19 protein-coding genes are annotated in these 22,227 nt (G+C 60.6%); 7 read left to right on the plus strand and 12 right to left on the minus strand.

Features of this window, described 5'->3' with window-relative positions; genetic code table 11:
* The first annotated feature begins 60 nt into the window (after positions 1 to 60).
* From surA to apaH, 5 genes are read left to right on the plus strand one after another with little or no spacing between them, the layout of a single operon-like run.
* Positions 61 to 1,362, plus strand: coding sequence for a peptidylprolyl isomerase SurA (surA, locus tag ACJ8M3_RS14665; protein WP_033641834.1), 1,302 nt, complete (start codon positions 61 to 63; stop codon positions 1,360 to 1,362).
* Positions 1,349 to 2,341, plus strand: a complete 993-nt coding sequence (gene pdxA, locus ACJ8M3_RS14670) for a 4-hydroxythreonine-4-phosphate dehydrogenase PdxA (protein WP_046688577.1) — start codon at positions 1,349 to 1,351, stop codon at positions 2,339 to 2,341. The genes surA and pdxA overlap by 14 nt, the downstream gene beginning before the upstream one ends.
* Positions 2,334 to 3,152 (plus strand): 16S rRNA (adenine(1518)-N(6)/adenine(1519)-N(6))-dimethyltransferase RsmA, encoded by an 819-nt coding sequence (gene rsmA / locus ACJ8M3_RS14675; RefSeq protein WP_033641833.1) that lies wholly within the window; start codon positions 2,334 to 2,336, stop codon positions 3,150 to 3,152. Before pdxA ends, rsmA begins: the two co-directional genes overlap by 8 nt.
* Before the next feature lie 12 nt (positions 3,153 to 3,164).
* On the plus strand, positions 3,165 to 3,542 hold the full coding sequence (gene apaG / locus ACJ8M3_RS14680; RefSeq protein ID WP_015376624.1) for a Co2+/Mg2+ efflux protein ApaG: 378 nt from the start codon (positions 3,165 to 3,167) through the stop codon (positions 3,540 to 3,542).
* A gap of 2 nt (positions 3,543 to 3,544) precedes the next feature.
* Positions 3,545 to 4,396, plus strand: coding sequence for a bis(5'-nucleosyl)-tetraphosphatase (symmetrical) ApaH (apaH, locus tag ACJ8M3_RS14685; RefSeq protein WP_033641832.1), 852 nt, complete (start codon positions 3,545 to 3,547; stop codon positions 4,394 to 4,396).
* Positions 4,397 to 4,442: 46 nt separating this feature from the next.
* Here apaH and ACJ8M3_RS14690 read toward each other — a convergent pair whose 3' ends face one another.
* The 4 genes from ACJ8M3_RS14690 to ACJ8M3_RS14705 all read right to left on the minus strand — a co-directional run bounded on the left by ACJ8M3_RS14690 (position 4,443) and on the right by ACJ8M3_RS14705 (position 8,400).
* The gene (locus ACJ8M3_RS14690) at positions 4,443 to 6,332 is read right to left on the minus strand and encodes a PhoX family protein (RefSeq protein WP_089196581.1); all 1,890 of its coding nucleotides are present in this window, start codon (positions 6,330 to 6,332) and stop codon (positions 4,443 to 4,445) included.
* Positions 6,333 to 6,512: 180 nt separating this feature from the next.
* Positions 6,513 to 6,995 (minus strand): type 3 dihydrofolate reductase, encoded by a 483-nt coding sequence (gene folA / locus ACJ8M3_RS14695; protein WP_089196580.1) that lies wholly within the window; start codon positions 6,993 to 6,995, stop codon positions 6,513 to 6,515.
* 143 nt (positions 6,996 to 7,138) lie between these two features.
* Complete coding sequence (locus ACJ8M3_RS14700) at positions 7,139 to 7,603, minus strand: threonine/serine exporter (protein ID WP_033651687.1); 465 nt, start codon at positions 7,601 to 7,603, stop codon at positions 7,139 to 7,141.
* A complete protein-coding gene (locus tag ACJ8M3_RS14705; protein WP_089196579.1) occupies positions 7,600 to 8,400 on the minus strand; it encodes a threonine/serine ThrE exporter family protein in 801 nt (266 codons plus the stop codon). The genes ACJ8M3_RS14700 and ACJ8M3_RS14705 overlap by 4 nt, the downstream gene beginning before the upstream one ends.
* Positions 8,401 to 8,528: 128 nt before the next feature.
* On the opposite strand from ACJ8M3_RS14705, the gene ACJ8M3_RS14710 reads away from it, so the two are divergent.
* Entirely contained in the window at positions 8,529 to 9,143 is a 615-nt protein-coding gene (locus ACJ8M3_RS14710) for a LysE family translocator (RefSeq protein WP_033641828.1), read from the plus strand.
* A gap of 34 nt (positions 9,144 to 9,177) precedes the next feature.
* Here ACJ8M3_RS14710 and kefC read toward each other — a convergent pair whose 3' ends face one another.
* From kefC to pvcA, 8 genes are all read right to left on the minus strand, one after another.
* Entirely contained in the window at positions 9,178 to 11,031 is a 1,854-nt protein-coding gene (gene kefC / locus ACJ8M3_RS14715; RefSeq protein WP_033651689.1) for a glutathione-regulated potassium-efflux system protein KefC, read from the minus strand.
* Positions 11,024 to 11,581 carry a glutathione-regulated potassium-efflux system oxidoreductase KefF gene (gene kefF, locus ACJ8M3_RS14720; protein ID WP_033641826.1) on the minus strand — a complete coding sequence of 186 codons (558 nt, stop codon included), beginning with the start codon at positions 11,579 to 11,581 and terminating at the stop codon, positions 11,024 to 11,026. The genes kefC and kefF overlap by 8 nt, the downstream gene beginning before the upstream one ends.
* A 170-nt stretch (positions 11,582 to 11,751) precedes the next feature.
* Positions 11,752 to 14,976 carry a carbamoyl-phosphate synthase large subunit gene (gene carB / locus ACJ8M3_RS14725; protein WP_089196578.1) on the minus strand — a complete coding sequence of 1,075 codons (3,225 nt, stop codon included), beginning with the start codon at positions 14,974 to 14,976 and terminating at the stop codon, positions 11,752 to 11,754.
* 16 nt (positions 14,977 to 14,992) lie between these two features.
* Positions 14,993 to 16,141: a glutamine-hydrolyzing carbamoyl-phosphate synthase small subunit gene (gene carA / locus ACJ8M3_RS14730; RefSeq protein ID WP_071883584.1), complete on the minus strand. Its 1,149-nt coding sequence runs from the start codon at positions 16,139 to 16,141 to the stop codon at positions 14,993 to 14,995.
* Positions 16,142 to 16,611: 470 nt separating this feature from the next.
* Positions 16,612 to 17,433 carry a 4-hydroxy-tetrahydrodipicolinate reductase gene (gene dapB, locus ACJ8M3_RS14735; protein ID WP_042783670.1) on the minus strand — a complete coding sequence of 274 codons (822 nt, stop codon included), beginning with the start codon at positions 17,431 to 17,433 and terminating at the stop codon, positions 16,612 to 16,614.
* 263 nt (positions 17,434 to 17,696) lie between these two features.
* A complete protein-coding gene (locus ACJ8M3_RS14740; RefSeq protein ID WP_047025186.1) occupies positions 17,697 to 18,956 on the minus strand; it encodes a glycosyltransferase in 1,260 nt (419 codons plus the stop codon).
* A 25-nt stretch (positions 18,957 to 18,981) separates the two neighbouring features.
* The gene (locus ACJ8M3_RS14745) at positions 18,982 to 19,845 is read right to left on the minus strand and encodes a TauD/TfdA dioxygenase family protein (RefSeq protein WP_033651693.1); all 864 of its coding nucleotides are present in this window, start codon (positions 19,843 to 19,845) and stop codon (positions 18,982 to 18,984) included.
* Between the two features lie 95 nt (positions 19,846 to 19,940).
* The gene (gene pvcA, locus ACJ8M3_RS14750) at positions 19,941 to 20,909 is read right to left on the minus strand and encodes an L-tyrosine isonitrile synthase (protein WP_004932937.1); all 969 of its coding nucleotides are present in this window, start codon (positions 20,907 to 20,909) and stop codon (positions 19,941 to 19,943) included.
* Between the two features lie 212 nt (positions 20,910 to 21,121).
* Between pvcA and ACJ8M3_RS14755 the strand changes: the two genes are divergently transcribed.
* Positions 21,122 to 22,027, plus strand: a complete 906-nt coding sequence (locus tag ACJ8M3_RS14755; protein WP_223525040.1) for a LysR family transcriptional regulator — start codon at positions 21,122 to 21,124, stop codon at positions 22,025 to 22,027.
* The last annotated feature ends 200 nt before the right edge of the window (positions 22,028 to 22,227 follow it).

Here is a 22,227-nt window from a genome sequence, read left to right on the forward strand (position 1 = left end):
TGCAACACTTTGAAAACGAGAACTTTCACCCGCATTTGCGGATTACATAATGGGAAATGTATGAAGAACTGGAGAACGCTTATTCTCGGATTGGTGGTTTGCGCCAATGCCGCGTTCGCAGCACCCCAAGAAGTGGATAAAGTCGCCGCCGTCGTGGATAACGGCGTGGTACTCGAAAGCGACGTCAACGGACTGTTGCAATCGGTGAAGCTCAACGCCCAGCAGGCTGGTCAGCAACTGCCGGACGACAAGACGCTGCGCCATCAGATCATCGAACGCCTGATCATGGATAACATCCAGCTGCAGATGGCCAAGAAAATGGGCATCACCGTCTCCGACGCCGATCTGGACAAAGCGATCGCCAACATCGCCGCGCAGAACCGCATGAGCGTCGATCAGCTGCGCAGCCGCCTGTCGTACGAAGGGCTGAACTACAACACCTACCGCGCGCAGATCCGCAAAGAGATGCTGATCTCCGAAGTGCGCAACAACGAAGTGCGCCGCCGCGTCACCATCCTGCCGCAGGAAGTGGACGCGCTGGCCAAACAGGTGGGCGCGCAGAACGGCAGCGACACCGAAATGAACATCAGCCACATCCTGATCCCGCTGCCGGAGAACCCGTCGCAGCAGCAGGTCGACAAAGCCGAAGAGCTGGCCAAACGCCTGGTGGGCGAGATCAACAGCGGCGCCGACTTCGGCAAGCTGGCGATCACTTACTCCGCCGACTCTCAGGCGCTGAAAGGCGGCAACATGGGCTGGGGCAAGCTGCAAGAGATCCCGACCCTGTTCGCTGAACGCCTGGTCAGCGCCAAGAAAGGTGACGTCGTCGGCCCAATCCGTTCCGGCGTCGGCTTCCACATCCTGAAAGTCAACGACATCCGCGGCGCCAGCCAGTCGGTGTCGGTCACCGAAGTGCACGCCCGTCACATCCTGCTGAAACCTTCGGTGGTGCTGACCGACGACCAGGCGCGCGCCAAACTGCAATCCGTCGCGGAAGCGATCAAGAGCGGCCGCGCCAAATTCGCCGACGAAGCCAAACAGCTGTCGCAGGATCCGGGTTCCGCCATGCAGGGCGGCGATCTGGGCTGGGCTTCTCCGGACATCTACGATCCCGCCTTCCGCGATGCGTTGCTGAAGCTGAGCAAAGGTGAGATCAGCGCGCCGGTGCACTCTTCCTTCGGTTGGCACCTGATTCAGCTGCTGGATACCCGTCAGGTGGATAAGACCGACGCCGCGCAGAAAGATCGCGCTTACCGCATGCTGTTCAACCGTAAGTTCGCCGAAGAGGCGCAGACCTGGATGCAGGAACAGCGCGCCCAGGCTTACGTGAAGATCCTCGATGGCAGCGATGCGCAGCAATAAACGCGTCGTCATTACCCCCGGCGAACCCGCCGGGGTGGGGCCGGATTTGGTAGCCGCCCTGGCGCAACAGGATTGGCCTGTTGAGCTGGTGGTGTGCGCCGATCCGGCCCTGTTGCTTGAACGCGCCAAGCGTTTGGACCTGCCGCTGACGCTGCGCGACTACCAGCCGCAGCAGCCGGCCGAGGCGCAACGCGCCGGCACGCTGACCGTGCTGCCGGTGCCGCTCGCTCAGCCGGTTACCGCCGGTGAACTGAACGTCGGCAACAGCGCCTACGTGGTGGAAACCCTGGCACGCGCCTGCGACGGTTGCCTGAACGGCGAGTTTGCCGCCTTGATCACCGGCCCGGTGAACAAGGGCGTGATCAACGACGCCGGCGTGCCGTTTATCGGCCATACCGAATTCTTTGCCGATCGCAGCCGCTGCGATCGCGTGGTGATGATGCTCGCGACCGAAGAGCTGCGCGTGGCGCTGGCGACCACCCACCTGCCGCTGCTGGCGGTACCGGGCGCCATCACGCAGCAGAGCCTGTTCGAAGTCATTCGCATCCTCGACCACGATCTGAAAACCAAATTTGGCATCGCCCAGCCGCACATTTACGTCTGCGGTCTGAATCCCCACGCCGGGGAAGGCGGCCATATGGGGCGCGAAGAGATAGACACCATCATCCCGGCGCTCGACGCGCTGCGCGCTGACGGTATCCATCTTGTCGGCCCGCTGCCGGCGGACACCCTGTTCCAGCCCAAATATCTGCAAGATGCCGATGCGGTGCTGGCGATGTATCACGATCAGGGGCTGCCGGTGCTAAAATACCAAGGGTTCGGCCGCGCGGTGAATATCACCCTCGGTTTGCCTTTCATACGCACCTCGGTCGACCACGGTACCGCTCTGGAACTGGCCGGCACCGGCACCGCCGATGTCGGCAGTTTCCAAACGGCCCTGAATCTCGCCATTAAAATGATAATTAATTGTAATGAATAACAGAGTCCACCAAGGGCACTTTGCCCGCAAACGCTTTGGACAAAACTTTTTAACCGATCAGTTTGTCATCGATAGCATTGTCTCCGCCATTCACCCGCAGCCGGGCGAAGCGGTGGTCGAGATCGGCCCCGGCCTCGGCGCCTTGACCGAACCGGTCGGCGCACGCATGGACCGCATGACGGTGATCGAACTGGACCGCGATCTGGCCACTCGGCTGGAGAATCACCCGCAGCTGAAAGACAAGCTGACCATCCGCCAGCAGGACGCCATGACGGTGAATTTCGCCGAACTGGCCGAGGAGGCTGGCCAACCGCTGCGCGTATTTGGTAACCTGCCGTACAATATTTCGACGCCGCTGATGTTCCACCTTTTCAGCTATACTCAGGCAATCCGCGACATGCACTTTATGTTGCAGAAAGAGGTGGTCAACCGTCTGGTGGCCGGCCCGAACAGCAAGGCCTACGGGCGTTTGACCGTGATGGCGCAGTACTACTGCAACGTCATCCCGGTGCTGGAAGTGCCGCCGACCGCGTTCGCGCCGCCGCCGAAGGTCGATTCCGCCGTGGTGCGCCTGGTCCCGCACACCGAGCTGCCGAACCCGGTGGGCGACGTGCGCATGCTGAGCCGCATCACCACGCAGGCGTTCAATCAGCGGCGGAAAACCATCCGCAATAGCCTGGGCGATCTGTTCACGCCGGAGCAGCTGACGGAGCTGGGCGTCGATCCTTCGCTCAGAGCAGAGAATATTTCTGTGGCGCAGTACTGCAAGCTGGCGAACTGGCTGTCAGCCAATCCGGCGCCGCAGCAATAAGGAGTTGTTGTCATGATTGATTCGCCCCGCGTGTGTATTCAGGTTCAGAGCATCTATGTGGAATCACAGTCGATCCCTGAAGAAGAGCGTTACGTCTTCGCCTATACCATTACCATCCGCAATCTGGGGCGGACCAACGTGCAACTGCTGGGCCGTTACTGGCTGATCACCAACAGCAACGGCCGCCAAACCGAAGTCCAGGGCGAAGGCGTGATCGGCGAACAGCCCGTCATTCCGCCCGGTGGAGAGTTTCAGTACACCAGCGGCGCCATTCTGGAAACACCGCTGGGCACCATGGAAGGCCATTACGAAATGGTTGACCATCAGGGTCAGCCGTTCCGCACCGCTATTCCCGTGTTCCGCTTAGCCATTCCAACGCTGATCCATTAATTATGTCGACATACCTTATCGGCGACGTTCACGGCTGTTTCGATGAACTGAAGTCGCTGCTGGCTCAGGTTGCGTTCGATCCCGAGCGCGATCAACTGTGGCTGACCGGCGATCTGGTGGCGCGCGGCCCCGCCTCGCTGGACGTGCTGCGCTATGTGCGCTCGCTCGGCCCGGCGGTGCGCATGGTGCTGGGCAACCACGATCTGCACCTGCTGGCGGTTTACGCCGGCATCAGCCGCAACAAACCCAAAGATCGCATCACGCCGCTGCTGGAAGCGCCGGACGCCGACGAGCTGATCAACTGGCTGCGCCGCCAACCGGTGCTGCAGGTGGATGATGAGCAAAAACTGGTGATGGCCCACGCCGGCATCACCCCGCAGTGGGACATCGACACCGCGAAAATGTGCGCGCGCGAAGTGGAGGCGGTATTGAGCAGCGACAGCTATCCGCTGTTCCTCGACGCCATGTACGGCGACATGCCGAACAACTGGGCGCCGGAGCTGAGCGGCCTGGCGCGTCTGCGTTTCAGCACCAATGCGCTGACGCGCATGCGCTACTGCTTCCCCAACGGCCAGCTCGACATGATCTGCAAAGATGCGCCGGGCAGCGCGCCGGCGCCGCTGAAACCGTGGTTCGAGCTGCCGCGCCTGGTGGACCCGGAATACACCATCATCTTCGGCCACTGGGCCTCGCTGGAAGGCAAGGGCACGCCGGAGGGCGTGATCGGGCTGGATACCGGCTGCTGCTGGGGCGGCGATCTGACGATGCTGCGCTGGGAAGACCGCCGTTACTTCACGCAGCCCGCCAATCGCGGCGAAGCGCCTGACCACGCCGGCAGATTAGCCGCATCCTGAAACGATAAAGGCGGCCCGGTGGCCGCCTTTGTTCTGTATTGCCGCCTTACGCCCCAATCACTCCGCCATCTTCACGCGTGATCATCAACACCGATGAACGCGGGCGCGGGCTGTTGTTCGGGAAGTGCGAATCGCCTTCTTCTCCGGGATGCTGTACGTTGACGAACATCGTCTTGTAGTCCGGGGTGAAGGTGATGCCGGTCAGTTCGCAGGACTTCGGCCCCACCATGAAACGGCGGATCTCGCCGCTGACCGGATCGCCCACCAGCATCTGGTTGTTTCCCTGCCCGACGTAATCGCCCTTGTTGCTGTACTTGCCGTCGGTGAGGATCCACAGACGGCCGGCGCGATCGAAACCCAGCCCGTCCGGGCTGTTGAAGGTGTTTTCCGCCGTGATGTTCGGCGTGCCGCGGTTGACGCCTTCGGGGTGGGCAATCGGGTTGCCGCACAGCGCATAGATGTCCCAGGCGAAGACGTCGGCGGTGGCGTCGCCGCCCTCGTCCCAGCGAATGATTTGGCCGTAGATATTGTTCGGTCGCGGGTTGGCGGCGTTCAACGGCATCCCTTCCTCGCCGCGCTTGCTGTTGTTAGTCAGCGTGCAGTACGCGCGCCCGTCATGCGGGTTCACCGCGATCCACTCCGGGCGATCCATTTTGGTGGCGCCGACCTGCTGCGCCGCCTTGCGGGCGAAGATCAGCACTTCGGCCTCATCGCGGAAACCGTTCTCCGGCGTCAGGCCGTTCTTGCCGAACTCAAGCGCAATCCAGCGCCCTTTGCCCTTCAGCGGCGTGCCGGCTTCATCGCCGTCGAACTGCGCCACGTACAGCGTCCCCTCGTCCAGCAGCGTGCGATTGTTGGCCGGATTGGCGGCGTCGACCACGCCTTTGGAGACGTACTTATAGATATGTTCGCCGCGCTCGTCGTCGCCCATATACACCACCAGACGGCCGTCTTTGGCCACGGTCACCGCCGCGTTTTCATGTTTGAAACGGCCGAGCGCGGTGTGCTTGATGGGCGTCGAGGTCGGATTCAACGGATCGATCTCGACAATCCAGCCGTGGCGGTTGAATTCGTTGGGATTCTTCGCCACATCAAAACGCTCGTCATAGTCCGGCCAGTTGCGTTCCGGTTCGCTGACCTTCAGCGTGTAGCGCTTCTGTTCCGGCGTGGTGCGATAATCGGCCTGACGGGTGCCGAAATAGGTGTCGAAGTTTTCCTCGCAGGTCAGGTAGGTGCCCCACGGCGTCTTGCCGTTGGCGCAGTTGCCGAAGGTGCCCAGCACCTTGCGGCCGCTCGGATCGGCGGCGGTCTGCAACAACGGATGTCCGGCGGCCGGGCCGCTGAATTGCATCTCGCTGTTGGCGGTGATGCGGCGGTTATAGCGCGACGGGCGCTCCACCTCCCAGCGCTGGCCGTCGCCGAGCCGCTTGACCGCGACAATGGAGACGCCGTGCGCCGCCTGCGATTTGCGCACCTCTTCCAGGCTGGTGGCCTTGGCGCCGCCGTGGGCGAACAGGTACTGCTCGTTAACGTATTCGTTATTGATGGCCATCACGCCGTGATTGTCATCGATAGGGAAAAAGCTCATGCCATCGTTGTTGTCGCCAAACTGTTTTTCCTGATCGGCGGCGCTGTTGTTGCCCTGCGGATCGAAGGCCGGCGCGCCGTCCACCAGCGGCTCGCCCCATGAGATCAGTACCTCGGCGCGGTAGCCCGGCGCTATCGTCACTTCATCGGCGGTAGACGCGGCGATGCCCCGGAAGCCCAGCAGCGTGTTCGGCGGCAGATCCTCGGCTAACACCTCGGTGGAGACCGACCAGATGCCGCCGCCGAGAAAACCGGCCAGGCCGACGGCGCCGGCGCTGCCAAGCAGCAGCTTGCGGCGAGTGGGATCGATCAGGCGGTCGGCGTCTAATTGCTCAAGTTGCTTGGTCATAACGTGGTTACCTTTTTAGTTATGGCGCCGCGGTCAAGATTCACCAGAGTTGCCGTGGCGCTCGGAGTTGGGCTTCATACTAATCAGGTAATGTGACGGAAAGGTTACGAATGACCGGCGCAAAAAGACCGGGGGCGCAATTGCTTGCGCCCCCGGGGATGACTGGCTAACGCGCTGAGATCAGCGGCGCTGCAGGATTTCGAAGCAGTAGCTGTGCGAGTTCAGATCGTCGGCGTCGTGGAATTCGCTGAACGTGGTTTCCCACTCGTCCGGCTCGTAATCCGGGAAGTGAGTATCGCCGCCGACTTCGGCGTCGATGTGTGTCAGGTACAGGCGATCGGCGCGCGGCAGCAACTGGGTATAGATGCGCCCACCGCCGATCACCATCACTTCTTCCACCTCACCCGCGGCGGTCAGCGCCTCATCCAGCGAGGTCACCCAGGTCACCCCGGCGGCATTGCCCGGGCGGCTGCTCAAAACGATATTGTGACGGCCCGGCAGCGGGCGGCCGATGGACTCGAAGGTCTTGCGGCCCATAATAACCGGCTTATTCAACGTGTTGCGTTTAAACCACGCAAGGTCCGCCGGCAGGTGCCACGGCATGGCGTTTTCCATGCCAATAACGCGATCCGCCGCCAAGGCAGCGATCAGGCTGATAATCATTGTTTAACCCTGTGTAGGCAGCAAAATTGGTGACACTATACGTAAAGGCCTGAGTGCCGTCGATAGGCTAATCAAGCAAGATGAATATATAAGATAGCTCTTATCAGCATATCTAATAACCAACGTTCTTTTGCCGGGGAATTTCACACGCCGGGGCGTTTGCGGTACAACCACAGGCCCGGTAACGACAGGCCGATCGACAACGCGCCGACGATGAAACTGGCCTTGAGGAAGTTGGTGATCATGGTCTCCATCAAAGCCTCGCTGTAGCCCAGATGCGAGATCTCCACCACAGTTATCATCGCGGTATAGGCGGAAATGCCGGGGAACATCGGGATCACCGCCGCCACGGTGAACACCTTCGGATGCGCCAACAGCCAGCGCGACCAATAGATACCGATGATGCCGATCAGGATCGCCGCCAGCAGCGACGCCCACTCGATGTTCATGCCCACGTGCATCATCAGCATGCGCGAGCCGCGCCCGATTGCCCCGAGCAACGCGCAATAGCGCAGCGCGCGCAGCGGCACGTTGAACACCATGGCGAAGCCCAGCGCCGGCACCGCCGCCAACAGCATCTCCTGCAACAATGCCCACAGCAGACTCATGACCACCCCCGCAGATCCCACAGCGACATCGCCATCACCACGCCGATACAGGTCGCCAGCGTCAACAGGCTGGCCATCGCCCAGCGCGCCAGCCCGGTGTTGACGTGCCCCTTGAACATGTCGGCCACCGCGTTGATCAGCGGGAAGCCCGGCACCAGCAGCAGCACGCTGGCGGCCATCGCCACGCTCGAGGTCTCTTTAAACACCGGCAGGCGCAGCAGCAGCCCGGATATCGACGTCGCGACAAACGCCGTCAGGCAAAAATTGATCAGCGGATTCATATGGCGGGCGGTGAGGATCTGGCGCACCAGCATCGCCGCGCCGCTGGCGATAAAAGTCACCAGGAAGGCGTCGCCGCCGCCGCCGTTGAGCATGCTGAAACACCCGCAGGACAACCCCACCATCAGCACCACCAGCCAGCGCGGATAGCGCAGCGGCCGGATCTTTTCGAAGCGCCGCGCCACGTCGTGCGTATCCGCCAGATGATGCTCGGCGAGGATCACGATATGCTGCACTTCAGTCACCACCTGCATATTGATGCCGCGATCGACATTCTTGCGGGTCGTGGTCAGGCAGGCGCCGTGGCTGAGGGTGGTCAACACCACCGCATTGGCGGAGATTGAACTTTCCACGCTGTCCATCCCCAGCGCAAACCCCAGGCGGGTGGACAACTGCTCCACCACCGTGCTCTCGGCGCCGTGCTGCAACAGCAGCAGCGCGCATTGAATGCACAAGCGGGTGATTTCACGCTGTTGCCGGTGCGGTTCCGGCCTGTCTGTGGCGGTAGTCTGCTGCATGGTGCTCCGTCGCTGGCGATAGATGAATTATTATCATAGAGCCTAACAATACCTCATTGGGTTGATGCGCATCAGAGGAAGCGGCGTTATTATCGCCAACATGCTGCCTTTTGCGCGAGACGCCTCCCATGCTTGAAACTTCACTGTTTGTCGCCGGCATTGCCGCCCTCGGCATGCTTTCCCCCGGCCCGGATTTTTTCCTGGTGATCAAAAACGCCGCCCGCTACCCGCGTCTGGCCGCCATGATGACCGCCTTCGGCGTGATCTGCGGCGTCGCCACCCACATGTCCTACTGCGTCGCCGGGCTGGCGGTGGTGATCACCACCACGCCGTGGCTGTTCAACCTGCTGAAATACGCCGGGGCGGTCTATCTGGTGTGGATCGGCATCCAGGCACTGCTGTCGCGCGGCGGCGGCAAAATGAACGTCAGCAATCTGCCGCAGCTACAGGTCAGCCTGAAGAGCGCCTTTGCGCAAGGCTACCTGTGCAACCTGCTGAACCCGAAAGCCACCCTGTTCTTCCTGGCGGTCTTCACCCAGGTGTTGCAGATCGATTCCGGTCTGGGTGACAAGCTGTGGTACGCGGGGATTATTCTCGGCCTGTCGGTCATCTGGTGGCCGCTGCTGGTGTTTTTGATCCAGAGCGGGCCGGTGCGCCGCGGGCTGGAAAAGACGCAGAAGATCGTCGACAAATTGCTGGGCGGCATGTTGATCGCCTTAGGCATCAAGGTCGCGCTGAGCTAAGCAAAAAAGGGGCGCCATCACGGCGCCCCTCCCCTTATCCTTTGGCTTCCACCACTTCGTCTTCCGGCGCCTTGCCGTCGATACTGCCGCGCCAGCCGGTCTGCTGCACCCGCGCCAGCCGATTCTGATCCTGCTCGATGGCCGCGCTGAGCATCTCCTTGGCCCGCTGCAGGCTGGCGATACGGAATTCAGTATCCTGGTAATTATCCAGCGTATCTTCCAGCATCTTCAGGTTATAGCGACGGAAAGTGTCCGCTTTCTCGCGCGCCTCATAGGCGTCCAGCCCCAGCAGCTCCAGCGTTTCACGGCCGACGCGCAGCGAGCTTTCGAAGGTTTCGCGCTCCGGTTTTTCCACCCCCAACTGCCGCAACTGATACCAATGATCGACGTCGCGCGCCCGCGCCACCACTTTCAGATGCGGGAAGTGCTGCCTGGCCAGCTCGGTTAACGCCAGGCTGTCCTCCACATCGTCGATGGCGTTGATCAGCACCTTGGCGTGAGCGGCGCCGGCCGCCTCCAGCAGATCGGCGCGCGTGGCGTCGCCGTAGAACACCTTGGTGTCGAATTTACGCAGCGTTTCGATATGGTCCGGATCGTGATCCAGTACCACGGTGTGCACGCCGTTGGCCAACAGTAAACGACCGGCGATCTGGCCGAAACGGCCGAAGCCGGCGATGATCACGCTGGCGTTCTCGTCATCAATGACGTCAGCCGGGCGATCCTCTTTCGGCGCATTTTTTTCCAGCTGCGCGGCGATCACCAACAGCAGCGGGGTGGCCGCCATCGACAGCGCCACCGCCAGCGTCAGCGACTTGGCCCATTCAACCGGCAAGACGCCGGCCAGCTGCGCGGCGCTGAAGATCACGAAGGCGAACTCACTGCCCTGCCCCAGCAGAATGGCGAACAGGCCGCGCTGGCGCTTCGGCACCCCGAGCAGCGGGCCGATCAGCCACAGCAACGCCGCCTTGATAAGCATAAAGCCCAGCAGCAACGAGGCGATCAGCAACGGATGATGGAACAGCGTGCCGAAGTCGATCGACATGCCGACGCCGATGAAAAACAGCCCCAGCAGCAACCCTTTGAACGGCTGAATATCGCTCTCCAGCGCGTGGCGGTATTCCGAGCTCGCCAACAGCACCCCGGCGAGGAACGCCCCCATCGCCATCGACAACCCGGCCATCTCCAGCAGGATGCCAAAGCCGAACACCAGGAATAGCGCCACGGCGCTGAACACCTCGCGCATGCCCGAACGGGCGACGAAGTGCAGCAGCGGGCGGGTGACGTAGCGGCCAAGCAGCACCACCATCGTCAACGCGCCCACCACTTTGGCCGCCGACAGTACGAAAGCGCCCAGCGTCGTGGTGGCGCCGCTGCTGGCCAGCAGCGGGATCATCGCCACCAGCGGGATCGCCGCGATATCCTGGAACAGCAACACCGCAAACGCGCTGCGGCCGATCGGCGACGGCGTCAAATTGCGTTCGCTCATCGCCTGCATGGCGATGGCGGTCGATGAGAGCGCCAGCGTCAAACCGATCAGCAGCGCCACCTTCCAGTTGAGGCCGAGGAAGTAGCAGAAGGCGCTCAGCGCCAGGCCGCAGCCCACCATCTGAATGCTGCCGCCGCCGAACACCGAGGCGCGCAGCGTCCACAGCCGTTTGGGATCCAGCTCCAGGCCGATGATAAACAGCATCAGCACCACGCCGATCTCGGCGAAGGTCAGGATAGACTCGGCATCCGACACCAGCTTCAGCCCCCAGGGGCCGATAATGCAGCCGGCGATCAGGTAACCGAGCACCGAACCCAGCCCCAGGCGCACCGCAATCGGCACGAACAGCGCGGCGGAACCGAGATAGATCAGCCCCTCGATCATCATGTGGTGGTTATCCATGGCTGGCCTCCCGGGTTTCCGCTTCGGCATGTTCCATCAGGTAGTCGACCAACCGCTGCCGGTAGGCTTCGCCGGCGGCGATCAGCGCCGGTTCGTTGCAGGTAAAGGTGTTGTGCAGGGCGAAGTACGGCTGCCAGTTCATGCCGCAATAAATCGCCGTGGCCTGCAACGGCTGCGCCAGCGCGGCGAAGTTGGGAAAATCGCCCAGTTCGAAATGGTGCTCGTCACCGCCGCTGGTCACCGCCCACAGGCAGTCTTTGCCCACCAGCGCGTTGCCGTCGTGGCCATAGGCCCAGCCGTGCTCCAGCACTTTGTCGATCCACAGCTTCAACAGCGGCGGGAAGCTGTACCACTGCATCGGATGCTGCAGCACCACCATGTCGGCGCGCTCCAGCGCCTGTTGCTCGGCGTTGATATCGATATTGAAATCGGGGTACAGCTCATACAGCGAGCGCACCTCCACCTCGGGAAGATCCCTCACCGCCTGCAGCAGGCGGTGATTGGCATGCGAATGCCGGGGATACGGGTGAGCATAAATTATCAGAATCATTGTTATCGTCGTTCCTTCGTTCCTTGCCAATACACCAAGCATATACCAATCACACAGAGTGACAGTTTGCCCACTGATTGATAGCGGAAATTTTTAACGCCAGCCTACAAATTCACTGAATAAAAAAGGGCGCTGCATCTGCAGCGCCCTGGCGTAGCGTTCTCGCGCGGTTACTTACCAATACGCGCGTGCATTTCCTGCACCGATGTCACCTGCTCGGTCGGATCCGCTTTCAGCGCCATCGCGGTGGCGAAGCCGCCGTTCAGCGTGGTGTCGTAGTGCACCTTGTACTGCAGGGCGCTGCGGCGAATCAGCTTGGAGTCCTCAATCGCCTGACGGCCTGCCGTGGTGTTGACGATGTAGGTGTACTCGCCGTTCTTGATACGGTCCTGAATGTGCGGACGCCCTTCGTGCACCTTGTTGACCAGGCGCGGGTTGATGCCCGCTTCGCCCAGCACCACCGCGGTGCCGTGGGTCGCGTCCAGCTCAAAGCCCTGCTTCAGCAGGCTGGCGGCCAAATCGACCACGCGAGCCTTGTCGCCTTCGCGCACCGACAGCAGCGCGCGGCCCTGTTTCTTCATGCCCGAGTTGCTGCCCAGCATCGCTTTGGAGAAAGCTTCCGCGAAGGTGCGGCCCACGCCCATCACTTCCCCGGTAGAGCGCATTTCCGGCCCCAAAATCGGGTCGACGCCCGGGAATTTGTTGAACGGCAGCACCACTTCTTTCACCGAGTAGTACGGCGGGATGATCTCTTCGGTCACGCCCTGTTCAACCAGCGTGTTGCCCGCCATCACGCGCGCGGCCACTTTGGCCAGCGGCACGCCGGTCGCTTTGGACACGAACGGCACGGTACGCGCGGCGCGCGGGTTGACTTCAATCAGGTAAACTTCGTTGTCCTTCACCGCGAACTGCACGTTCATCAGGCCGCGCACCTGCAGCTCGAACGCCAGTTTTTCCACCTGGCGACGCATCACGTCCTGAATTTCCTGGCTCAGGGTGTACGCCGGCAGCGAACACGCGGAGTCGCCGGAGTGCACGCCCGCCTGCTCGATGTGCTCCATGATGCCGCCAATCAGCACACGCTCGCCGTCGCAGATAGCATCGACGTCCACTTCCACCGCATCGTCCAGGAAGCGGTCCAGCAACACCGGCGCATCGTTAGACACGCTGACCGCGGTCTGGAAGTAGCGGCGCAGGTCGGTTTCGTCATAGACGATTTCCATCGCCCGGCCGCCCAGCACGTAGGAAGGACGCACCACCAGCGGATAACCGATGCCCGCCGCCTTCTCGACCGCCTGCTCGATGGCGGTGACGGTGGCGTTGGCTGGCTGCTTCAAGCCCAGGCGGTTGACCGCCTGCTGGAAGCGTTCGCGGTCTTCGGCACGGTCGATGGCGTCCGGGCTGGTGCCGATGATCGGCACGCCTGCGGCTTCCAGCTCGCGCGCCAGCTTCAGCGGGGTCTGGCCGCCGTACTGCACGATAACGCCTTTCGGTTTCTCGATGCGCACGATTTCCAGCACGTCTTCCAGGGTCACCGGCTCAAAGTACAGGCGGTCCGAGGTGTCGTAGTCGGTGGAGACGGTTTCCGGGTTGCAGTTGACCATGATGGTCTCGTAGCCGTCTTCACGCAGCGCCAGCGAAGCGTGCACGCAGCAGTAGTCGAACTCGATGCCCTGGCCGATACGGTTCGGCCCGCCGCCCAGCACCATCACTTTCGGCCGGTCGTTGGTCGGGTTGGACTCGCACTCTTCTTCATAGGTGGAGTACATGTAGGCGGTGTCGGTAGCGAATTCCGCCGCGCAGGTATCCACGCGCTTGTACACCGGATGCAGGCCGTGGCTGTGGCGCAGCTTGCGAATTTCGCTCTCGGCGACGCCGGCCAGCTTGGCCAGACGCGCATCGGCGAAGCCCTTGCGCTTCAACGTGCGCAGGAAGTCTTTGTCCAGGCCGTTGATGCCCGCTTCTGCCACCTGCTCTTCCAGGCGCACCAGCTCTTCAATCTGCACCAGGAACCAGCGATCGACGTTGGTCAGGTTGAAGACGCCGTCGACCGACAGACCGGCGCGGAAGGCGTCGGCGATGTACCAGATGCGGTCGGAACCGGCGTCTTTCAGCTCGCGGCGGATTTTGGTCAGCGCTTCCGGATCGTCCAGGCTCACTTTCGGATCGAAGCCGGTGGCGCCCACTTCCAGACCGCGCAGCGCTTTCTGCAGCGACTCCTGCTGAGTGCGGCCGATGGCCATCACTTCGCCGACCGACTTCATCTGGGTAGTCAGGCGATCGTTGGCGCCGGCGAACTTCTCGAAGTTGAAGCGCGGGATCTTGGTCACGACGTAGTCGATGGACGGCTCGAACGACGCCGGGGTGCGGCCGCCGGTGATGTCGTTCATCAGCTCATCGAGGGTATAGCCCACCGCCAGTTTGGCGGCGATCTTGGCGATCGGGAAGCCGGTGGCTTTCGACGCCAGCGCCGAAGAGCGCGACACGCGCGGGTTCATCTCGATGACAATCAGGCGGCCGGTTTTCGGGTTAACCGAGAACTGCACGTTGGAGCCGCCGGTTTCAACGCCGATCTCACGCAGCACCGCCATCGAGGCGTTGCGCATGATTTGGTATTCCTTGTCGGTCAGGGTCTGGGCCGGCGCAACGGTGATCGAGTCGCCGGTGTGGATGCCCATGGCGTCGAAGTTTTCGATGGAGCAAACGATGATGCAGTTGTCGTTCTTATCACGCACCACTTCCATCTCGTACTCTTTCCAACCGATCAGCGATTCGTCGATCAGCAGCTCGTTGGTCGGCGACAGGTCCAGACCGCGTTCGCAGATCTCTTCGAACTCTTCGCGGTTGTAGGCGATGCCGCCGCCGGTGCCGCCCATGGTAAAGGAAGGACGGATGATGCACGGGAAGCCGACGTCAGCGGCTACCGCCAGCGCTTCTTCCATGGTGTGCGCGATGCCGGAACGCGCGGTATCCAAACCGATTTTCTTCATCGCCACGTCGAAACGGCGGCGGTCTTCAGCCTTGTCGATGGCATCGGCGGTCGCGCCGATCATGGTGACGCCGAACTCGGCCAGCACGCCCTGACGCTCCAGCTCCAGCGCGCAGTTCAGCGCCGTCTGGCCGCCCATGGTCGGCAGAACCGCATCCGGACGCTCTTTTTCGATGATCTTGCGCACCACTTCCCAGTGGATCGGCTCAATGTAGGTCGCATCGGCCATTTCCGGGTCGGTCATGATGGTCGCCGGGTTGGAGTTGACCAGAATGACGCGGTAGCCCTCTTCGCGCAGCGCTTTACACGCCTGGGCGCCCGAGTAGTCGAACTCACACGCCTGGCCGATAACAATCGGGCCAGCGCCGAGGATCAGGATGCTTTTTATGTCTGTACGTTTTGGCATTTTTTACTGCTCCTGATTATTTGGCGTTAGAACGGTAAGTCTCAATCAGTTCGATAAAGTGATCGAACAGCGGCGCGGCGTCGTGCGGGCCTGGGCTGGCTTCCGGGTGCCCCTGGAAGCTGAACGCCGCCTTGTCGGTGCGGTGAATGCCCTGCACCGTGTGGTCGAACAGCGATTTGTGCGTCACGCGCAGATTCGCCGGCAGGTCGTTTTCATCGACGGCGAAGCCGTGGTTCTGCGCGGTGATCATCACCGTGTTGTTGTCCAGATCCTTCACCGGGTGGTTGCCGCCGTGGTGGCCGAGCTTCATCTTCATGGTTTTCGCCCCGCTGGCCAGCGCCAGCAGCTGGTGACCCAGACAGATGCCGAACACCGGAATGTCGGTTTCCAGGAACTGCTTGATGGCGGCGATGGCGTAGTCGCACGGCTCCGGGTCGCCCGGGCCGTTGGACAGGAAGATGCCGTCCGGATTCATTTTCAGCACCTCGTCGGCCGGGGTCTGCGCCGGCACCACGGTCAGGCGGCAACCGCGATCCACCAGCATGCGCAGGATGTTGCGCTTGGCGCCGTAGTCGTAAGCCACCACGTGGAACGGCAGTTCCGCGGCGGTTTTGGCTTCCGGCAGGTCGCCTTCAAGCGTCCAGCTGCCTTGCTGCCAGCTGTAGGCCTCTTGAGTGGTGACCTCTTTCGCCAAATCCATGCCCTTCAACCCCGGGAAACCTTGCGCCTTGGCCAGAGCCAGCGCGGCATCCGGCGAATCGGCGGCGACGATGCAGCCGTTCTGGGCGCCTTTTTCGCGCAGCAGGCGAGTCAACTTACGGGTATCGATATCGGCGATCGCCACGATGTTGTGACGCTTGAGGTAGTCGGACAGGCTTTCTTCACTGCGGTAGTTGCTGGCGATCAGCGGGAGGTCACGAATGACGAGGCCTTGGGCGTGTACTGCGGAGGATTCTTCGTCGGAAGCATTGGTGCCGACATTGCCGATATGAGGATAAGTAAGAGTAACGATCTGGCGGGAATAGGAAGGATCAGTGAGGATTTCTTGATAACCGGTCATCGACGTATTGAAGACCACTTCCCCCACTGCCGTTCCCTCTGCCCCGATGGCCCGACCGTGGAATTGGGTTCCGTCTTCCAGAACCAATAGCGCTGACTTTATCAAAACATCCTCCGAGGAATAATCAATCACAATATTTGCATATTAATTCAGATATCGCGATCTAAATCAATGCAAAAACCGTCCGCGAGGCCAATTTTTGGCAAATTGGGCGCATTTTAATGATGAGTGTTCCGCTTGTCTACCCAAACCGCCATTTTTTGTTTTATTTTTGCAGTTCTCGGCGCGCATGCGGCTTGAGCGCCGATAAAAACACAGAAAACCGGGGCTGGAAAACGGTTGCGGGGAGGAATGACGGAAAAAGGCGTCGGAATGGACAAAAAAAGACGCTAAAAAAGCCGACGGTGGAAAAAAAGCAGATGATTAGCAAGATAAACATAAACAAATACCAGCTTTGACAAGGAAACAACATCAAAACGATATTTATCATGTTAAAAAAAAGGACAATAAAATTATTGCCCTATTATCATAGCATTATGATCAACACAACCACATCACGATGGTATTCAGTTTAGTTATATCCGGTCCAAACTCAGCACGTCACGCATATCAAACAGACCTTTATCCCGACTCCGCAGCCATGAAGCCGCGCGCACCGCGCCGCTGGCGAAAGTCATGCGGCTGGAGGCCTTGTGGGTAATTTCCACCCGCTCGCCGATGTCGGCGAACATCGCGGTGTGCTCGCCGACGATGTCGCCGGCGCGAATGGTGGCGAAGCCAATGCTCTTCGGATCGCGCTCGCCGGTATGGCCTTCGCGCGCATAGACCGCGCAGCTTTTCAGATCGCGCCCCAGCGCGCCGGCGATCGCTTCGCCCATGGCCAACGCCGTGCCCGACGGCGCATCCACTTTGTGCCGGTGGTGCGCCTCAACGATTTCGATATCGGTATAGTCGCCCATGACCTGCGCGGCCTTCTCCAGCAGTTTCAGCACCAGATTGACGCCGACGCTGAAGTTGGCGGCGAACACGATGCCGATATGCTGCGCCGCGTCGCGGATCGCCTGTTTGCCGGCGTCATCGAAGCCGGTGGTGCCAATCACCATCGCCTTATGGTGCGCCACGCAAAATTCCAGGTAGCCCAGGGTGCTTTCAGGACGGGTGAAGTCGATCAAAATATCGAACTCGCTCGCCACTTTATCCAGACTGTCACTCACCTTGACGCCCAGCGCGCCGATGCCCGCCAGCTCGCCGGCATCAACGCCGACCAGGCTCGATCCCGGGCGCGACAGCGCCGCCCCCAACACCACGCCTTCCGCCTGCTGCACCGCCTGGATCAATTGACGGCCCATCCGGCCGCCGGCGCCCGCAATCGCAATGCGGATTTGTGAATCTTTCATGCTTGCTCTCTTCTTGATGTAACGCGTATCCCATTAACCTATCGATTCAGGGTAACTGCCCCGCTGCGGCGCCGCCAGAGGATTCATTTCATAATTAGAAAATTATGATATTGCGCTTCTTTCATCAGCGGCGCTGTCGTGAGATTAACATTCAACCGATTTGGCGGCCTGCGACGATTGTACATAATCATGCAGTTTTCATTGCAAAAAAATGCAGAAAAAAGGCGCCGAAAACGGCGCCTGAGGAACGGAGTGCGGCGGGGTCAAGCGGTAATGGCGGCCACTTCGTTGGCTATCGCCGTCAGCGCATCGTGGCGAGCATAGTCCTCCTGCACCAGCGCCGCGCGCCGGCGATAGATCGGCTGTTGCAGAATGCGCGTCGCTGCCGCCAGTATTTGTTCCGCGCTTGGCGTGCTGGTATGCAGGCTGATGCCGCAACCGGCGGCCACCACGCGCGCGGCCGCCTCCAGCTTGTCCTCACCGGTGCCGGCGACAATCAGCGGCACGCCGCTGTCCAGCGCATAGTTGATCGAGCCGTAACCGCCGTTGGTGATCAAGAGCGCCGCCTGCGGCAACCAGTGTTCGAAGGAGATGAACGCCCGCACTCGGGCGTTGTCCGGCAACGCGTCCATCAGCCCTTCGGTCGCCCGCCCGCCGGTGGTGGCCAACACCCGCACCGGCAGATGCGCCAGCGCCTGCAGCGTCGGCACGATCAGCTGATGCAGATCGACATTGGCCAGCGTGCCCTGAGACACGATCACCAGCGGCCGACGATCGTCCTCCTCCCACAGCGCCTCTTCCGCGGCCGGTTGACCACCGCTGCGCAGCGGCCCGACGAAGCGCACGCCGCTCGGCAGGTCGTCGCGCTCATATTCCAGCGCCGTGGTGGCCAACTGCAGGAAACGCTCGCAGCCGCCGATCAGCGTATCGGTAAACGGGCGATTCAGCGGCCGCCCGCCCGCTTGCACCAGCGCGGTATCAAAGCTTTGCTGCACCTCATCAAGCAACACCCGCGTCGCTTCATCCACCAATTGCTCGCGGGTCAGCGCCCGCGGCAGCAGCGCCGGCGGGATGCGCGGGCCATAGAAAATGGCGTCGCGCGAAGAATACGACAGCGGCGTGACGCCGATCCCGAAGACCGGCGGCCGTTCGGCGGACTGCAGCAGCGGCAGCACGCCGTAGAAGCAGTTCTCCACCATCAGCAGATCGGTCTTTTCGGCGGCGATGGCCGCACGCAGCTGACGATCCAACAGTGGGATCGGCGCGGCGAAGAAATCTTTCAGCGCCAGCGCCATCTGCGCATTGCCCGGCGGCAGCGCGGCGCGCTCGGGGAAATGCGCCTCCAGGTGGCGATAGTCGAAGTCCACCTGCGCGTCGAACGGCACGAAGCTCGCCCCAGCCGCTTCGGCGCGTTCGCGGAACAGCGCGCCGGTCATCACCCGCACCTGATGCCCTTGGGCGATCAGGTGGCGAGCGATGGCTAACATCGGGTAGACGTGCCCCGGAGTGGCGACCGCCGCCATCAGTATCCTTGCCATAATGCTCCTTTTAAGCTTCTGCGTTGGCCGGCTTCAGCGCCAGATTGGCGCACACCGGATTGCTTTGAATATGCACGCGCTGCAAATGACGCGCGGAACGGGCGGTAAAGCCCTCGCGGCCGTGCAGCAGCGAGAAGTTGTCCGCGACCACCACGTCACCCTGTTGCCACTGGTGGGCATAATAGTGACGCGGATCGTACAGGTGCTGCTGCAGAGTACGGTGGAACTGTTCCTGCTGCTGCGCCGGCACGCCGTGATATTCCAGCGCATGCTGGTTGAGGAATTTTTTTCCCTCCGTCGGCGGTTCATTGTAGCGCATGATCAATCCTCTGCCGTTCGGGTGCTGCACCACCAGCGGCGAACAGACTTCGCCGCCGTAATGCACCACCTGCTTGATGCGGTAGGTGATAGACACCGACAGCCACTGCTCCAGCAACGCTTCGTCCGCATTGGCCAGCAAGCGCGTGGTGTCGACGAAGGTGGTACATCCGCCTTCGTCCGGCGACGGCGCCGCCACGCAGTGGAATAACTGGAACTCGGGGATGGTCGGCTTATACATGCCATCCCAATGCAGCGGGACGTAGCTGCTGTCGAAGATATGATCCTTGGCGTCCGGATGTTCCTTCACGTCCAGCACCGCACCGAACGGCCACATCATGATCTCGCCCCACTGTTCGGCATAGCGAGTCAGGACTTCCGGCTCGCTGAAACCGGAGTCGAATCCGCGCAGCACCAGCAAGTGGTGCTCCTGCGCCAGCGCTCGCAGCGCCGCCACCGGCAGCTCGCTGACCTTTTGCCCCGGATGCTGCGGCGTCAGGATCGCGCCGAACGGGGTGTTCGGTTGAATGTGGCAATTAAGTGGTTGGTTGTTCATGGTGATTCTCCTTGCATCGAATGTGCTGCTCACACGGCAACGTGCCGTCAAAAAGGCGCCCGTCAGGATTTCGGGCGCAAAAGCATGCAGCGGCCTCAGGCCATCTGCGGTTGTTCGATCAGGTAATGGCTCGGCGTGCCGCGGATCTCAACCAACTCGCCGTCCAGGCTCTGCGCGTCTTTACGCTTCATCAGCACGAACTGGCCGTTCACGTTGGCCGCCACGCCATGCCACGGTGTCAGCCAGTCGTCTTTGGTCGGCATCATGTGGATGCCTATCTTCAGGCTGTCGGCCGGCTGCGGGTGAATCGACAGGCGGATCGCCGCCGGGAAATGCTGGGCCAGCAGGTTGCCCCAGGCCCAGCTGCGCTGGATAACGCCGCAGGCGCGCCGTTTGGCGTCTTTTTGCAGCGCGGCGTTGGAACCGCTGTAGCCCGGCAGGAGGCTGTCTTCATATAAGAAGCGCGTGATGGCGCGATACAGCATTAATCCCTGCTCGTCCTGCATCAGCTGGCGCTTGATCGCCTCTTCCGATTCGGCATAACCGTCCACCAACAGCCGGCGCAGCAGATCGTAGTCATCGGTATGCTCCGCCAGGCCTTTGACATCACCGAGGTTGAACACGCTCAGGTGGGTTGCGCCCACTTCATGCAGCAGGCTTTCAATCTCACGTTGATAATGGTTGATCGCTTCGTCGCTGACGCGGATCAGATCGCCGAACACGTGGCCGTCGGAACAGATAACGATATGCGCGCCCGGCGGGTAATAGAGTTGAATGCGCTGGCACAGCGAGTTGAGGAAGATCAGCGACAGCCGCTCCGCCATGTCCGGCACCGCGCCTATCACTTTATTGGCGTTGGGTGACTTGGTCGGAAAAGCCGGCAGCACGAATTCGATGCGCTGGTCGTTTTCAATGAATGCCCGAATGCGCGGCAATTGCACCTGAGTGACCTGCCGCTCCTCTTCAGCCAGAGAAGCATCGTCGGCGATGAGACGACGTCGATATTGCAATAATTCACGTAGGATTTTTAATGCTATCTCTTCTTTTTTCTGTGCGCTATCCACAATGAGCTCCTGTTGCGATGTGGCGCGGGTGTATTATTGGCAAGCGCAATAAGATTTATCAAAAAGAGATAAAGCGCATGCAAAATAATAATCAGCCCGGCGTTTATATGCTTCAGGCAATATAGGAAAGATGGTGCTATATTATTAGCCCGTATAATTCACAATCTAGGTTAAGTTGTGCTTAACAAACTATGAGCAATATTTTAAAACGCATGGCCATTTTCTCAAAAGTGGTCGATTGTGGCGCATTCAGCATGGCGGCAAAAGAATTGGGCATGACGACATCGGCCGTCAGCCAGCATATTCGCCAGCTGGAGGAACATCTGGGTATTCAATTACTGTTGCGATCGACGCGTTCATTGAGCCTGACCGAAGCCGGATTGTGCTTTTATGAAGATTGTCTGTTGATGATCCACGCCGCCGAGCGCGGGCAACAGCGGATCGCCGCGCTGCGCGGCGAGCTGGTCGGTGAACTGCGCGTCGCCACCTCGACCGAATTCGCCACCCATTATCTGGTGCCGGCGCTGCAGAGCTTCCTCGACGAACACCCGCGCATCACGCTGCGGTTGGAAATCCACGATGAGAGAATAGACCTCATCGCGCAACGCATCGATCTGGCGATACGCGGCGGCGCGCTGGCTGACTCCAGCTACGTCTCCACGCGGCTGGCGCGCTGCCGCGAAGTGCTGTGCGCCTCCCCGGCCTACCTGGCGAACTACGGGGTGCCGGATTCGCCGCAGGCGCTGACGCAACATCACTGGGTCACCTTTACGCCGCTCGGCAATCCGCAGTTTGTTCGCCTGATCCATCGCGACGGCGGCGAGCACCGCATGCGCATGACCGGGCGACTGTTCACCAACAGCGGCATGGCGATGAAGGAGCTGGCGCTGACCGGCAAAGGCATCATTCGCAATTTCTTCGCCAACGTCGAGCGAGAGTTGCGCAGCGGCGAGCTGATTGAAATATTGCCCGACTGGCGATTACCGGAAATTAATTGCTATGCCATTATGCCGCGACGGGAGATCCAGCCATTAAAAGTCCGGCGATTGCTGGAGCATATGAAGCTCTATTTAAAGGAGAAAGGATTAAACGACCTAGAACAGATTCGACAAGAATAAAATAAGAAACATCTGCAAGACCACTATTGTAATTATTGTAATCACGTTGACGACACCAGGCCCTATTTAGATTGCAGCCTAATGATATTCTATTTAATGACTTCATTCAGCCTATATAATTAATGACGCCACCGCTATTTCAAATACTCAGAATAAATTTGGCTTTAGTTAGCAGAAAATTTGAATATGCTCAGCATTTT

It is taken from the genome of Serratia sp. CY55921 (assembly GCF_052167655.1).
Lineage (GTDB): Bacteria > Pseudomonadota > Gammaproteobacteria > Enterobacterales > Enterobacteriaceae > Serratia > Serratia ureilytica.